This window comes from Bradyrhizobium sp. HKCCYLRH2060, assembly GCF_051168135.1.
Taxonomy (GTDB): domain Bacteria; phylum Pseudomonadota; class Alphaproteobacteria; order Rhizobiales; family Xanthobacteraceae; genus Bradyrhizobium.
Window position 1 is genome coordinate 93045 of the sequence record NZ_JBNPUK010000011.1, and the last position, 14498, is coordinate 107542.

Genomic DNA, 14498 nt, shown 5'->3' on the forward strand with positions numbered 1-14498 from the left:
AGGTGACAGCGCTGTTGTCGCTACGGTTCGGTCCTACCACAATCGATCAGGCCTGCGGACCGAAATAGGTGCAGGTCTCGCGGCAGCTGTCGCGGTGGACGCTGACCTTGGTGACATGGCCGATGGAGCGGACGCGCTCATAGATGAAGCGCGACAGGTTCTCCAGCGTCGGCAGCCCGATCGCCTCGATCTTGTTCAGGAACTTGTGGTCGAGCATGGTCTGGATCTCGCCCAGGCGCTGCGTCAGCACGCCGAAATCCACCACCATGCCGGTCTCGGGATTGGTCGCATCGCCCCGCACCGTCACCTCGGCGCGGAAGGAGTGGCCGTGGATCTCCTGGCTGGCTTCGCCGAGCGTCGTGATCGGCAGCGTATGCGCGGCCTCGAAGGTGAACGACTTGGTCAATTCCCACATCGTGTCAGTCACAATCCTATCTGATGCCGATCATCTTGTGCGTCTGCAGGCTGAGCCGCCATTGCGGATGATGCTGGCAGTAATCGATGGCGCGCGCCGTGTTCGCGGCCGCCTCGGGCCCGTCCATCGGCTGCAGCGAGAAGCGCTCGAAGGCGAGGCCGTCGAACCGCTCCGGCTCGGCTCCCTGCTGCGGATAGACCAGCTTCAGCTCGTGGCCCTGCCGCAGGTTCAGCTCGGCGCCGGCCTTCGGGCTGACGCAGATCCAGTCGATCCCGTCAGGCGGAATGAGCGTACCGTTGGTTTCGACCCCGACCGCGAAGCCGCGGGCGTGGAGCGCTTCGATCAGGTCGGCATCGACCTGCAGCAGCGGCTCCCCGCCGGTGAGGATCGTATAGCGGTCGGCCGCCCCGCCTGTCCATTGCCCGGCGATGGCCGCGGCCAGGTCGGCGGCATTGGCGTAACGGCCGCCTAGCGTGCCGTCGGTGCCGACGAAATCGGTGTCACAGAACCGGCACGTCGCGGTTGCGCGGTCGGCCTCGCGGCCGCTCCACAGGTTGCAGCCGGCGAAGCGGCAGAACACGGCGGCACGGCCCGCCTGGGCGCCTTCGCCCTGCAGGGTCATGAAGATTTCCTTCACCGCGTAGCTCACGCTCCGGCTCCTTGTGACTGCAATTGGACGAATTGTCCGGTCTGGCGCAGCGCCTCGCCGGTGGCGATCGCCGCCGCCATCGCCACGTTCAGCGAGCGCAGTCCGGGCTTGAGCGGAATCCGCAACCGCGCATCGGCCGCTGCCGCCACGCCGTCCGGCACGCCGGCGCTCTCGCGCCCGAGCAGCAGGATGTCGTCCGGCCGGTAGCTGACGTCGAGATAGCAGGTCGCGGCCCTGGTCGTCAGCAGCAGCAGGCGATGGCCCGCTCCGGACCGCCAGGCCTCGAACGCGCTCCAGGAATCGTGCCGCCGCCAATTCAGCTGGTCCAGATAGTCCATGCCGGCGCGGCGGAACTGGCGGTCGGACACCGGAAAGCCCGCCGGCTCGATGATGTGGGCCGCGAGCCCGAGGCAGGCGCAGAGGCGCAGAATCGTTCCGGTGTTCTGCGGAATGTCGGGCTGATAGAGCGCGATCTGCATGCGAATTGGTCTTAAGACTGAGGCTGAAAGTCCGCTCCCGAAGCGGGAATTGGTGCATGGCGTGCTGCAGGGCCGATAGCGGGCTTGCGCTCGTATCGCAAGGGTGCCAATAGAACGATTCTGGACGGCTTGTTCCCCAGGGGCGGTGGAGCGAGCCGTTTTCTGCCGCCGCGGGGGACGCGGGCGCCGGCAGGATCTCCCGGTCACGTGATCTCCCAGGTCGAGATCGTCAGACGTCGAGCGGGGCGGTTCCACCGGCTGCAACGAAGAAAGGGTTGGAATCGTGACAGCGTCTACTGCGGATCATCCGACACGCCGGGATTTTCTTTTCGTCGCCACGGGCGCTACCGCGGCAGTCGGCGGTGTGCTCGCCCTGTGGCCCTTCATCTCCCAGATGAACCCCGATGCCTCGACCATCGCGGCCGGTGCGCCGATCGAGGTCGATCTCGCGCCCGTCGCCGAAGGACAGGACATCAAGGTGTTCTGGCGCGGCAAGCCGATCTACATCTCCCACCGCACCAAGAAGCAGGTCGAGGAAGTGCGCGCGGTGCCGGTGTCGAGCCTGCCGGATCCGGCGACCGACCAGTCCCGCACCAAGGACGGCCACGAGCAGTGGCTGGTCGTGATCGGCATCTGCACCCATCTCGGCTGCATCCCGATCGCGCATGAAGGCAATTACGACGGCTTCTTCTGCCCGTGCCACGGCTCGCAGTACGACGCTTCCGGCCGCGTGCGCCAGGGACCGGCGCCGCTCAACCTTCCCGTCCCGCCCTATCAGTTCGTTTCCGACACCAAGATCCAGATCGGCTGAGCAGACGTTTGTCTTGAGCTCACGCTCGATCGTGCAAGATAATTTCTTCAGGAACGCATCATGAGTGGACCTTCTGACTACCAGCCGAGCCACCCCGCCTTGAAGTGGCTCGAGCAACGACTTCCGATCATCGGCCTGGTCCACTCGTCCTTCGTTGCCTATCCGACGCCGCGGAACCTGAACTACTGGTGGACGTTCGGCGCCATCCTTTCGATCATGCTGGGCGTGCAGATCGTCACCGGCGTCATCCTGGCGATGCACTACACGCCGCACGCCGACATGGCCTTCAAGTCGGTCGAGCTGATCGTGCGCGACGTGAACTACGGCTGGCTGCTGCGCAACATGCATGCCTCCGGCGCGTCGATGTTTTTCCTTGCCGTCTACATCCACATGTTCCGCGGCCTGTATTACGGGTCATACAAGGCGCCGCGCGAGGTGCTCTGGATCCTCGGCGTCATCATTTATCTCCTGATGATGGCAACGGGCTTCATGGGCTACGTGCTGCCGTGGGGCCAGATGAGCTTCTGGGGCGCCACCGTCATCACCAATTTGTTCTCGGCGGTGCCCTATTTCGGCGAGAGCATCGTGACCCTGCTGTGGGGCGGCTACTCCGTCGGCAATCCCACCCTGAACCGCTTCTTCGCGCTCCACTACCTGCTGCCGTTCCTGATCGCCGGCGTGGTCGTGCTGCACGTCTGGGCGCTGCACGTGGTTGGCCAGAACAATCCGGCCGGCGTCGAGCCGAAGACCGAGAAGGACATGGTGCCGTTCACGCCCTATGCCACGATCAAGGACTTCTTCGGCGTCGCCTGCTTCCTGATCTTCTATTCCTGGTTCATCTTCTACATGCCGAACTATCTCGGCGACGCCGACAACTACATCCCGGCCAACCCGGCGGTGACCCCGGCGCACATCGTGCCCGAATGGTACTACCTGCCGTTCTACGCCATCCTGCGCTCGGTGCCGAACAAGCTCGCCGGCGTGATCGCGATGTTCGCGGCGATCATCGTGCTGGTGTTCCTGCCCTGGCTCGACTCGGCCAAGACCCGCTCGAACAAGTACCGTCCGCTCGGCAAGCAGTTCTTCTGGATCTTTGTCGTCGTCTGCGTCGGCCTCGGCTATCTCGGCGCGCAGCCGCCGGAGGGCGTCTACGTCGTGCTCGGCCGTATCCTGACCGTGCTGTACTTCGCCTACTTCCTGATCGTGCTGCCGCTGCTCGCCCGCATCGAGCGGCCGCGGCCGCTGCCGAACTCGATCGCCGACGACGTGCTGGCGAAGTCCGGCCGCAAGGCGGCGCCGATGGTCTCGACCGTGATCGCGCTGGTCGCCGCGGTGTCGCTGCTCGCCGGCAGCATGGGCGATGCCCGTGCCAGCGAAGGCCAGGAGAACCCGCCGTCGGTGAAGTGGTCGTTTGCGGGTCCGTTCGGCACCTTCGATCGCGGCGCCGTGCAGCGAGGCCTCAAGGTCTACAAGGAAGTCTGCTCGAACTGCCATTCGCTGAACTATGTGGCGTTCCGCAATCTGGCCGAGCCTGGCGGCCCGGGCTACTCGCCAGCCCAGGCGGCCGCGTTCGCCGCCGAGTACAAGATCAAGGACGGTCCGAACGACGCCGGCGACATGTTCGAGCGCCCGGGCCGTCCCGCCGACTACTTCCCGGCGCCGTTCCCGAACGAGCAGGCGGCCCGTGCGGCCAATGGCGGTGCGGCGCCGCCGGACCTGTCGCTGATCGCTAAGGCGCGCTCCTACAAGCGCGGCTTCCCCTGGTTCCTGATCGACTTCTTCACCCAGTTCCAGGAGCAGGGCCCGAACTACGTCAACGCACTGCTGCAGGGCTATGAAGAGACCCCGCCGCACGGCGTCACCATCCCGGACGGCTCGTACTACAACAAGTACTTCCCCGGCCACGCGATCAAGATGCCGCCGCCGCTGTCCGACGGCCAGGTGACGTTCGACGACGGCTCGCCGGCCACCGTGAAGCAGTATGCCCACGACGTCGCGACCTTCCTGATGTGGACCGCCGAGCCGCACATGGAAGCACGCAAGCGCCTCGGCTATCAGGTGTTCATCTTCCTGATCATCTTCGCCGGGCTGATGTACTTCACCAAGAAGCGGGTCTGGGCTGCCGCGCATTGAGCGGAGCGCGAGCCATCGCCGCATGCGATTGAAAAAGCCCCCTCTGGGGGCTTTTTTGCTTTTGGCCGCTCTGGCCGTCGTAGCGTTGACGAGGCGCGGCAGAGGAGGGGACGCAATGACGTCATTGTTGGCCTTCGCAGGCGCCGCCGTGCTCGAGATCGGCGGCTGCTTTGCGTTCTGGGCTTGGCTGCGGCTCGGCCATTCGCCGCTATGGCTGTTGCCGGGGATGGTCGCGCTTGCCGGCTTCGCCTATCTGCTGACCCTCGCCGACAGCCCGCTCTCCGGCCGCGCCTACGCCGCCTATGGCGGCATCTACATCACGTCGGCGCTGCTGTGGGGCTGGCTGGTCGAAGACCATCGCCCCGATCTGTGGGACGCCGCCGGCGCCCTGATCTGCCTCGCCGGCATGGCCGTGATCCTGTTCGCGCCACGGTCGCTGCCGGTGTAGCGCGGCGACCCGTGGCCGAGCGTGGCGACATCCGGCTACGAAGGCGGTCACGTTGAAGCGAACCCGATCCCCTCCCGTCGCGCCGGACGCGCATTTGCGGTAAACCGCATTCCCAACGTCCCAAACAGAAATTGCGGAGGACCATCATGGGCACACTCATCAGCTTCAAGCGCCCCGACGGCCAGGAGGCCAAGGGCTATCTCGCCAAGGCGGCGCAGGGCAATGCGCCGGGCGTCGTCGTCATCCAGGAATGGTGGGGCCTGCAGGATCAGATCAAGGGCATGTGCGACCGGTTCGCGCTGGCCGGCTTCAACGCGCTGGCGCCGGATCTCTACAAGGGCACGGTGGTGCCGTATCACGACACGGATGCGGCAGGCCGCGAGATGAACTCGCTCGATTTCATGGACGCGACCACGCAGACGGTGCGCGGCGCCGCGCAATATCTCGCCCGTAACGGCGCCAAGGTCGGCCTCACCGGCTTCTGTCTCGGCGGCGCGGTGACGATCATCGGCGCCACCCGGATCGCTGAGCTGACCGCCGGCGTCGTGTTCTACGGCATTCCGCCGGAGCAGGCAGCCAAGCCCGCCGACGTCAAGATTCCGCTGCAGGCCCATTTCGCCAACAAGGACGATTGGTGCACGCCGGCGCTGGTGGACGGCTTCGAGGCGGCGATGAAGGCCGCCGGCAAGTCGCTCGAGCTCTACCGCTACGACGCCGAGCATGCCTTCGTGAACGAGCAGCGCATGACCGTGCACGACCGCGCGGCCGCCGAGCTCGCCTGGGGCCGCGCCACGGCGTTCTTCCACAAGCATCTCGGCTGAGCTGAGGGCAGGGGCGCACCGGTCCGAAGCGGTGCCGCGCGGACTTTACACCGCGCGGACGGCCTTGATCTCGGCCGACGTCTGTTCGGCCTCGTCGCGGGACGAGGCGTCGTCGGTCGGCTCCAAGGGACGGGCGGGATCGATGCTGGTCGCCGCGTCGGCGGAGCGCCGTCGACGCTTCGTCCTCTTCGCCTGCGCTTCCAGGAAGCAATCGAGCAGCGTCTGCTGCTTCGGAAGCGCATGCGACACAGAAGGCTGTTTGCCGCGAGCCATGTTAACCAAGGTAATTCAATATGGTTAACCAATCATTGCCATACTATGGCAGATAGACAACAGGTGTTGCCCTCACGCACGGTCAAGTTATGTAACTTTTTGCGGTTGTGACAACCGCCGATCGACAGGAGAGGCCTCATGCACGCGCGCAACATGAGGTTGTGACGGGCCGCACAGCCGCCGGCTGCAGCCTTCCGCCGCCTGGCGCTGCGAGGTTTCCGCGAATCACCGTTGTTTCGCCGGGATATGAGCGTTGATCATGTTCGAAACGCGTCGCTTCGTTCGATGTTCGAATTCGCCGCGTCTCGTCGCCGGTTGCGTCGCAGAAACAATCTGAGGTAGCATTCCCCGATCCTCTGCTGATGGAGAAAGCCGTGCGTGTGGCCTTTGCGCTGGCCGGGCTGGGCGGCTTGAACGCCCATGGCGCCGGCTTCCTCGATACGGCCCGCGCCTGGGGCGTGACGCCGGATCTCGTCACCGCGACATCCGGCCAGATCCTGGTGCTGTCGGCGTGGCTTCAGGGTCTCGATCTGCGCAACGAGCTGATGTCCTCCGACCGCCACCGGGATCCGGCGTCGCAGTTGCGCACGGTGATGTTCGGCTATCCCGGGGTGTTCCGTCCCGCCTATGCCGAGGCGCTGGCGCGCCTCGTCTCCTGGCCGGATTGGCGCGACGGCCCGTTCAACGCCCTCGCCGACCGGCTGTGGCCGGCGCAGCAATATGTCCCGGTGCGCAGCGAGGCCGACTTCGCGCACGCGGCGGAGACGCTCAACGCCACGCCGATCGGCGTCGTGTTCAACACCTATGATCCCGAGACCGGCACCGGCTATCTCTACGGCAACGAGGCGGCGCGGGCGCTGCTGCCGTCGGAGAAGTCGGTTCCCAATGCTCATGCCGTCAAGGCGCGGCAATCGGCGGCGAAGCGCGACCTGCGCTACGCCTCCGAGGTGCTGGCCGAGCGCGCCATCCGCCCGATCACGCCGGAAGCGGTCAAGGCGGCGCTGTGGCTGTCGCTCTACGGCTTCACCAAGCTGCCGCAGGGACAGATGGACGGTGCCTATCACCGTGCCAGCATCATTTCCGAGCTGCACGGTTTCGACCGCGTCTTCGCCGTCCGCCCGCTCGCACAGGGGTGGCAGGGCCAGGCGCCGGCCAATTGGTTCGAGGTGCAGGACTGGACCACCGAGATGTGGTTCTCGGTCGGCTACAAGGCCGAGGTCGATGCGCTCAAGCGCATCAACGACCTGATCGCGAGCGGCGCCATCACCGATCCCAAATACAAGACCGTGGAGCTGGTCGAGATCCAGCCGGAGACGCCGGCCGGCTATTTCAACTACTTCGTCGAGCGCGGCGAGGTGTATGAGAACGCGGTGGTGGCCACGGAGCAGAAGTTCGCGGAGCTCGGGCTGGTGAAGCCGGGGACGTGAGCGGTCGGCATTCAGTCACGGCCGCCGCCGCGCGATGCGGTAGCGGCCGCGATGGCCGTGGTCAGCCTGCGGTGATGGCTCCCACAAGCGCTTCGTTGGTCATCGGCCTGCCGTGCAGATTCCAGGTGCCGTCGACGGCATGGACGCCGTTGGACCAGATCCGGTCCCTCGCCAGCGCGCCGCCGGAGAGGTCATGCAGAATGTCGGTGGCTTCGCCGAAGAACGCCGTCTGGATGTCGCGGCTGGCGAGCGCAAAGGACGGCGTCTTGGTCTCGATCCAGGCGCCATCGACCGGTTGGCCGCCGGCGAAGGTCTGGCCCTTCGGCAGGATGTTCAGATGGGCCGTGACGTTCGCCGTCATGATCCTGTTTCCCGCGAGACCATGATGTCTGAGGAACGCTTCCGTGATCCGCGCGACCGCGATCGGCGCCTTGTCGGCAGCGATGACGCCTTCGGTGAGTGTGAGACTGATCGGCATGAGTCCTCCTGTGCCCGCCCTATGGCGGTTGTCCGGGGAATGGCGGTCATTATATAACGACCGTGATGTATAGATAGAATAACGATCGTTATGAGTCAATCGTGAAATAACGATCGCTATGAAAGGCGCCAGATGCGGTATCAGGCCGAACATAAGCTGGAAGCAAAGGCAAAACTGTTGGAGGCCGCAGGCCGCGGATTTCGCCGGCTCGGCTATGGCGGGATCGGCGTCGATGGTCTGGCCAAGGAGGCCGGGGTCACCTCCGGCGCATTCTACGGTCATTTCAAGTCGAAGGACGCCGCGTTCGAATCCGCCGCCTTGGCCGGACTCGAGGAACTCAGAGCCGGCATTGCAGCCCTTCAGGCGGAGCAGGGCGCCCGCTGGGCCGAGACGTTCGTCGCCTTCTATCTCGGTGAGCGCCTCACTTGCGCGCTGGATGCGAGCTGCGGCCTGCAGAGCCTGACCCCGGACGTCACGCGCGCCAGCGCGGCCATCAAGGCCAGCTACGGCGCGGCGCTCGAACGGGTCGCCCGGCAGATCGCGAAAGGGTTGCAGGGAAAGACCGACGAGGCGCGGCTGCAAAAGGCCTGGGCATTGATGGCGCTTCTCTCGGGCGGCGTGACCATGGCGCGCAGCGTCGCCTCACCCGAAGCCCGCGACGCCATCGCCGCCCATCTCAAGCAAGCCGCGCGAGGGCTTCTGTAGGACAGGCACCGCGGGAAGCGCTCCGTTTCGCAAGTTTGAACCCGGCCTCTCGCCCCAACGGCGGTGAGCTCCCCTCCCCCTTGCGGGGAGGGGAGCGCACCGCCGTCGTGGTACTAACTCGACCTCAGCGCCGCTGCCGATAGGGCTGGTATGGCAACTCGCCAAGCAATCCTGGAATACACATGATCATCGAGCCGATTGCCTTTGTAGATAAGAATTCCGGTGACGACGCTATCGTGCTGGCTCGCGTCGTCGGCAATGCTGTTGGATTGGTGTTGTCGTTGAGGACGGCCGGAGACATCGAGGTCCTCATGGAAGCTGAGGAGCTCGATCGAGTCATTGATGCGCTTCAGAAGGCTCGCTCGGCGGTTGGTGGCGCGTGAGGCGACGCCGTGGCTCGGCCGACTGGGGATTAGTGGATCACGCCAGCAAGGGATTCTGCGATGTCCGGTTCAATACTTCATGTGGTCTTCAATTCGTCCGCGGCGGGTACGTTGCGCGCAGCGTTTGGGAAATCCGGCCGCGACGAGCGCGTGATCGGCCTTCCCGACAGCTTGAGCTTCGGCCCGATCGATCCGCCCGATCCGGCGTTGCGAACCGCTTGGGTGGAAGAGAAATTGGGATTCTCTGGCTGGGACGAGGTCGGCGGTCAGGCAACATCGTTCTGGAGCGAGGCCCTCTCGCGCAATCACCGAAGGATCGTCTGGTTCACTCGACGCTCGACCCAGGAATATGCCGGCTTTCTCGAATTCCTGTGGCGGCTCGGTCAGGAGCCCCTTGAGGTGATCGATCTCACTGACACCATGGTGCGGAGAGGAGGCACGACCGAGCCGCAGCTGGCCGTCAGCTTGGCGCTGCTTCCGCCTGAGGTCATCAGCGACAACAATCTCTGGGATCTCGCGGAGGACCTGACCCCCGGGTCGCGTGATGTGTATCGCGAACGTTGGGCGCGCCTGAAAGCTGACAACGCGCCATTGCGCGTCCTCAGCGACGGCGAGCTGATATCGGCGCCGATCTCGTTCTTTGATCCCGTGCTGCTGTCGTACGCCGCTGCCGAATGGCAGAAGGCCGCGAGGATCATCGGCGAGGCTCTCTGCGAACCTCCGACAACCACGCTTCAGACGGGTGATCTGCTCCTGATCGCGCGAGCCCGTGCGCTTGTCGCAGCCGGTCGTCTGGAATGTCGTGGCGACGTGTTCGAGATCAGTCGCAGCGAATTGCGATTGCCGGCTGCAGAGGGGTAACGGCCGCTCTTGGCCGGCGAGTTCGCTGAGCGCGTTTCGAGACGAAATTCCTCAGCCGCCTCAAGCTGATTTGGCCTGTCCAGTCCCTCGGGCAAAAATATTCTTGTTTCTACTTTTCAGAATTCATGCTTTGATGCGCGCGTCCCACCCCGGCACGAGGGGCGTATCGCGGTCGTCACGAGACGCGGGGTGGAGATGCGGTGGGCGCGTCACGTCGCAGCATGGCTTTTGTCGTGCGGACGAACGGCGGGCGCGCACGGTGAAGTCGCATGGTCCTGGCCTCCCGACGCTGAGGCTACGCCGGTGGTGATGATGATCCGCTGGTCACGGGGGCAAGACAGCCCGGTCCCCGGGGAGAATGCGTATAATCCGTCAAACCATCGCGCAGGGAAGGCCGGTCGTCCGGCTGACCTGTGGTGACTGCCGCCTGCTTTTTTTGCTGCAGGCGGGCCATGGGCATCAGCCGATGTCCGGCCTTCCCTGCGCCCTCGACTTAGAGAGGGCGGTCTTGAACATCATCACTCGGGCCGATCGTGTCGCGAGAATGCTAACGCATGTTCCGTTCTCGCCCTGCCAAGGCTCTCGCCTTCGCCCCGCCGGTGCGCGTGACTGCGCCCTCGCCCCTTGTGGGAGAGGGCATGTAGGACAGAGCCGCAATTGCGGTTGGGTGAGGGGTATGCCTCTGCAAGCGCCACTCGTTGAGAGAGACCCCTCACCCAACCGCGTTCGCGGATGGGCCGCACATGCCCTCTCCCACAAGGGGCGAGGGCACTATATCGGGCAGCCGGCTCGCGGCGCTGCTCTTGATTTGCCGACGCATCCCACCCCGATCTGTGTCCCCGCCGCCCTTGACCCCGGCCGCCGCCCGTGGTCAGTTCCGCGCCATGAGCACCGTTGTCCGTCCAGCCCGTCTTTGGTGGCGCACCTTGTAAAAGGTGGCCGGTGCGATTCATTTGACATTCGATCGCAGAGGGCCGCCACGCAGCGGCGGCTTCCGGTTGGTCCTGTGTGGCGTTTCCTCGGCAAATTCCGTAAGAGGACGCCCAAGAGGACCCCATGAACAGGACCGTTTTCGCCCTTCCGGCCCGCAGCGACTACCGCACCTCCAGCGGGCTCGCGATCACGCGCGCCGTCGAGCAGTTTTCCGGCAATGCCAGCCGGCTCGACGACCTGATCGACCTGCTCGACCGCCGCCGCGGCGTGGTGCTGTCCTCGGGCACGACCGTGCCCGGCCGCTACGAGAGTTTTGACCTCGGCTTCGCCGACCCACCGCTGGTACTGGAAACCAAGGGCACCGACTTCACCCTGCAGGCGCTCAACCGCCGCGGCGAGGTGCTGATCGCGTTCCTGAAGGACACGTTGCGCGAGCCCTGCGTGGTCATTACTGCGGCTTCGCCGGCGCGGCTGGCCGGACACATCGTCCGCGGGCCTGCCCCGGTCGAGGAGGACCAACGCACCCGCCGCGCCAGCGTGATGTCGCTGGTGCGGGCGATGATCGCCGCGCTGTCCGCCAATGACGATCCGCTGCTCGGCCTGTTCGGCGCCTTCGCCTACGACCTCGTGTTCCAGATCGAGGACCTCGTGCAGAAGCGGCCGCGCGAAAAGGACCAGCGCGACATCGTGCTCTACGTGCCCGATCGCCTCCTGGCCTATGACCGCGCCACCGGCCGCGGCGTCGTGCTGTCTTATGATTTCTCCTGGAACGGCCAGTCGACATCAGGCCTGCCGCGCGACACCGACGCCAGCGTCTATCTGAAGGAGCCGCGCCAGGGCTTTGCCGACCACGCGCCGGGCGAGTACCAGGCCACGGTCGAGAAGGCCCGCGCCGCCTTTGCCCGCGGCGACCTGTTCGAGGCGGTGCCCGGCCAGTTGTTTGCCGAGCCGTGCGAGCGCTCGCCGGCGGAAGTGTTCCAGCGGCTCTGCCGGATCAACCCGTCGCCCTATGGCGCGCTGATGAATCTCGGCGACGGCGAGTTCCTGGTGTCGGCGTCGCCCGAGATGTTCGTCCGCTCCGACGGCCGCCGCGTCGAGACCTGCCCGATCTCCGGCACCATCGCGCGCGGCCGCGACGCCATCGGCGATGCCGAGCAGATCCGTCAGCTCCTGAACTCGGAGAAGGACGAGTTCGAGCTCAACATGTGCACCGACGTCGACCGCAACGACAAGGCGCGCATCTGCGTGCCCGGCACCATCAAGGTGCTGGCGCGCCGCCAGATCGAGACCTACTCGAAGCTGTTCCACACCGTCGACCACGTCGAGGGCATGCTGCGGCCGGGCTTCGACGCGCTCGACGCGTTCCTGACCCACGCCTGGGCCGTGACCGTCACCGGCGCGCCAAAGCTGTGGGCGATGCAGTTCGTCGAGGACAATGAGCGCTCGCCGCGGCGCTGGTACGCCGGCGCGATCGGCGCCGTGAATTTCGACGGCTCGATCAACACCGGCCTCACCATCCGCACCATCCGCATGAAGGACGGGCTCGCCGAGGTGCGCGTCGGCGCCACCTGTTTGTTCGATTCGGACCCCGCGGCCGAGGATCGCGAGTGCCAGGTCAAGGCGGCGGCGCTGTTCCAGGCGCTGCGCGGCGATCCGCCGAAGCCGCTGTCGTCGACGGCGCCGGACGCGACAGGCTCCGGCAAGAACGTGCTGCTGATCGATCATGACGACTCGTTCGTGCACATGCTGGCCGACTATTTCCGCCAGGTCGGCGCCAACGTCACGGTGGTGCGTTATGTCCATGCACTGAAGATGCTGGCCGAGCGCAGCTGGGATCTGATCGTGCTCTCGCCGGGGCCGGGCCGTCCCGAGGACTTCAAGATCTCGACCACCATCGATGCCGCGCTTCAAAAGAAGCTGCCGATCTTCGGCGTCTGTCTCGGCGTGCAGGCGATGGGAGAGTATTTCGGCGGCCAGCTCGGCCAGCTCGCCCAGCCGGCGCATGGAAGGCCCTCGCGGGTCCAGGTGCGCGGCGGCCGCCTGATGCAGGGGCTGCCGAATGAGATCGTGATCGGCCGCTATCACTCGCTGTTCGTCGAGCGCGACAGCATGCCCGAGGTGCTGACGGTGACGGCGGCAACCGAGGACGGCGTGGCGATGGCGATCGAGCACAAGACGCTGCCGGTCGGCGGCGTGCAGTTCCATCCGGAATCGCTGATGTCGCTCGGCGATGCCGTCGGTTTGCGGATCGTGGAGAATGCATTCCGGCTGAAGCAGCCGGCGTAACAGGTGGTCGCCGTCATCGCGAGGAGCGTAGCGACGAAGCGATCCAGAGTTGTTTTCGCGGCCCTGGATTGCTTCGCTTCGCTCGCAATGACGAATTCCTCGCGGTCACGGCAAAACAAGGTAGCGAGAGCACGATGACGTTCGATCTGGACATCAAGAACACGGTCCGCACCATTCCGGACTATCCGAAGCCCGGCATCCTGTTCCGGGACATCACGACGCTGTTGGCGGACGCGCGCGCGTTCCGCCGCGCGGTGGACGAGCTGGTGCATCCCTGGGCCGGATCGAAGATCGACAAGGTCGCCGGCATCGAGGCCCGCGGCTTCATCCTCGGCGGCGCGGTCGCGCATCAGCTCTCGGCCGGGTTCGTGCCGATCCGCAAGAAGGGCAAGCTGCCGCACAAGACGGTCAGCATGTCCTACGCGCTGGAATACGGCACCGACGAGATGGAGATGCATGTCGACGCGGTGCAGCCCGGCGAGCGCGTGATCCTGGTCGACGATCTCATCGCCACCGGCGGCACGGCCGAGGGCGCGGTGAAGCTGCTGCGCCAGATCGGCGCGACCGTGGTGGCGGCCTGCTTCATCATCGACCTGCCGGATCTCGGCGGCGCCGCCAAGCTGCGCGCGCTCGACGTGCCCGTGCGCACGCTGATCTCGTTCGAAGGGCACTGAAACGCGCGCGGCGGCGTCAGGACCGCTGCATCAGGAGCTCGTTCTCGATCTCGCGCAGCGCATAATAGTTGCGCCGGATCCATTGATAGAGCTCGGTGGAGGGGTCCTTCTCCTGGCGCAGATAGCCGGTGAAGGAGAACGAGAAGCGCTCGATGTAGGTTCGGAGGAAGGCGGGCAGGGCGGCAATGCGCAGATGCTTGCTGCGGCTGTAGAGGTCGGGGAGCTCCTCGCGCAGCACGTGGTCGTTCTCGACCACGATCAGCTGTGCCTTCGGGATCTGCCGCCGCAGGGCGTCGTAGGCGCGCATCGAGACGCGGTCGCCCTCGGCGCAGTACAGCACGATCGGGACCACGTTCCGCCGTGCGGCCTCCTTCAAAAAGCCGATCTGTTCGGACATTTTGAAGAACTCGTCGAACGAGTAGTAGCCGAGGTCGATCACCTTGGGGATACCGTCGTTGAGGATCACCCGGTCCATCAATTGGATCTTGCCGTAGGTGTCCTCGATCGTCGCGGTTTCCGTGATCTGCGGCAGGAAGTCGAGCAGCGACGGCTCGCGCAGGGTGACGTCGAAGGCGAGCACCTGGCCGTTCTTGAGCAGCAGGAACTCGCTCAGGACCCGCGCAAGCAGCGTCTTCCCGGATTGCGGCCGGGGCGAGCAGACGATGTAGACGGGCGTCGCGGGCATCCGACCTATATCAGGTCAAATGCGGTTGCGATAAAGT

General features: G+C 65.5%; 16 protein-coding genes. 10 read left to right on the forward strand and 6 right to left on the reverse strand.

Features of this window, described 5'->3' with window-relative positions; genetic code table 11:
- Window positions 1-46: 46 nt before the first annotated feature.
- Genes ACQR10_RS21370 through ACQR10_RS21380 form a run of 3 tightly spaced genes read right to left on the reverse strand, consistent with a single transcriptional unit; the run spans window position 47 to window position 1543 of the window.
- The gene (locus ACQR10_RS21370) at window positions 47-415 is read right to left on the reverse strand and encodes a 6-pyruvoyl trahydropterin synthase family protein (protein ID WP_315802876.1); all 369 of its coding nucleotides are present in this window, start codon (window positions 413-415) and stop codon (window positions 47-49) included.
- Window positions 416-431: 16 nt separating this feature from the next.
- Window positions 432-1064: a 7-carboxy-7-deazaguanine synthase gene (gene queE, locus ACQR10_RS21375; RefSeq protein ID WP_315802781.1), complete on the reverse strand. Its 633-nt coding sequence runs from the start codon at window positions 1062-1064 to the stop codon at window positions 432-434.
- Window positions 1061-1543, reverse strand: a complete 483-nt coding sequence (locus ACQR10_RS21380; RefSeq protein ID WP_316178147.1) for a tRNA (cytidine(34)-2'-O)-methyltransferase — start codon at window positions 1541-1543, stop codon at window positions 1061-1063. The genes queE and ACQR10_RS21380 overlap by 4 nt, the downstream gene beginning before the upstream one ends.
- A 280-nt stretch (window positions 1544-1823) precedes the next feature.
- Between ACQR10_RS21380 and petA the strand changes: the two genes are divergently transcribed.
- The 4 genes from petA (at window position 1824) to ACQR10_RS21400 (ending at window position 5756) form a co-directional block, all read left to right on the forward strand.
- On the forward strand, window positions 1824-2354 hold the full coding sequence (gene petA / locus ACQR10_RS21385; protein ID WP_315802877.1) for a ubiquinol-cytochrome c reductase iron-sulfur subunit: 531 nt from the start codon (window positions 1824-1826) through the stop codon (window positions 2352-2354).
- A 60-nt stretch (window positions 2355-2414) separates the two neighbouring features.
- Window positions 2415-4487: a cytochrome c1 gene (locus ACQR10_RS21390; RefSeq protein ID WP_315802783.1), complete on the forward strand. Its 2073-nt coding sequence runs from the start codon at window positions 2415-2417 to the stop codon at window positions 4485-4487.
- A gap of 115 nt (window positions 4488-4602) precedes the next feature.
- Entirely contained in the window at window positions 4603-4935 is a 333-nt protein-coding gene (locus ACQR10_RS21395) for a YnfA family protein (RefSeq protein WP_315802784.1), read from the forward strand.
- A gap of 146 nt (window positions 4936-5081) precedes the next feature.
- Window positions 5082-5756 carry a dienelactone hydrolase family protein gene (locus ACQR10_RS21400; protein WP_315802785.1) on the forward strand — a complete coding sequence of 225 codons (675 nt, stop codon included), beginning with the start codon at window positions 5082-5084 and terminating at the stop codon, window positions 5754-5756.
- A 45-nt stretch (window positions 5757-5801) separates the two neighbouring features.
- Here ACQR10_RS21400 and ACQR10_RS21405 read toward each other — a convergent pair whose 3' ends face one another.
- A complete protein-coding gene (locus ACQR10_RS21405; protein ID WP_315802786.1) occupies window positions 5802-6005 on the reverse strand; it encodes a hypothetical protein in 204 nt (67 codons plus the stop codon).
- A 398-nt stretch (window positions 6006-6403) separates the two neighbouring features.
- Here ACQR10_RS21405 and ACQR10_RS21410 point away from each other — a divergent pair, with 398 nt between their 5' ends.
- A complete protein-coding gene (locus ACQR10_RS21410) occupies window positions 6404-7456 on the forward strand; it encodes a hypothetical protein (RefSeq protein ID WP_316217325.1) in 1053 nt (350 codons plus the stop codon).
- Window positions 7457-7517: 61 nt separating this feature from the next.
- Here ACQR10_RS21410 and ACQR10_RS21415 read toward each other — a convergent pair whose 3' ends face one another.
- Window positions 7518-7934 (reverse strand): 4-oxalocrotonate tautomerase, encoded by a 417-nt coding sequence (locus tag ACQR10_RS21415; RefSeq protein WP_315802788.1) that lies wholly within the window; start codon window positions 7932-7934, stop codon window positions 7518-7520.
- Between the two features lie 132 nt (window positions 7935-8066).
- Between ACQR10_RS21415 and ACQR10_RS21420 the strand changes: the two genes are divergently transcribed.
- From ACQR10_RS21420 to ACQR10_RS21440, 5 genes are all read left to right on the forward strand, one after another.
- Entirely contained in the window at window positions 8067-8639 is a 573-nt protein-coding gene (locus tag ACQR10_RS21420; protein WP_315802789.1) for a TetR/AcrR family transcriptional regulator, read from the forward strand.
- 182 nt (window positions 8640-8821) lie between these two features.
- A complete protein-coding gene (locus ACQR10_RS21425; RefSeq protein ID WP_316217324.1) occupies window positions 8822-9022 on the forward strand; it encodes a hypothetical protein in 201 nt (66 codons plus the stop codon).
- A 60-nt stretch (window positions 9023-9082) separates the two neighbouring features.
- The gene (locus ACQR10_RS21430; protein WP_316217323.1) at window positions 9083-9883 is read left to right on the forward strand and encodes a DUF3658 domain-containing protein; all 801 of its coding nucleotides are present in this window, start codon (window positions 9083-9085) and stop codon (window positions 9881-9883) included.
- A 1056-nt stretch (window positions 9884-10939) separates the two neighbouring features.
- Window positions 10940-13102 carry an anthranilate synthase component I gene (locus tag ACQR10_RS21435; RefSeq protein WP_315802790.1) on the forward strand — a complete coding sequence of 721 codons (2163 nt, stop codon included), beginning with the start codon at window positions 10940-10942 and terminating at the stop codon, window positions 13100-13102.
- 134 nt (window positions 13103-13236) lie between these two features.
- Window positions 13237-13776 (forward strand): adenine phosphoribosyltransferase, encoded by a 540-nt coding sequence (locus ACQR10_RS21440; RefSeq protein ID WP_315802791.1) that lies wholly within the window; start codon window positions 13237-13239, stop codon window positions 13774-13776.
- Between the two features lie 16 nt (window positions 13777-13792).
- Here ACQR10_RS21440 and ACQR10_RS21445 read toward each other — a convergent pair whose 3' ends face one another.
- Window positions 13793-14461, reverse strand: coding sequence for a hypothetical protein (locus ACQR10_RS21445; protein ID WP_315802792.1), 669 nt, complete (start codon window positions 14459-14461; stop codon window positions 13793-13795).
- Between the last annotated feature and the right edge of the window lie 37 nt (window positions 14462-14498).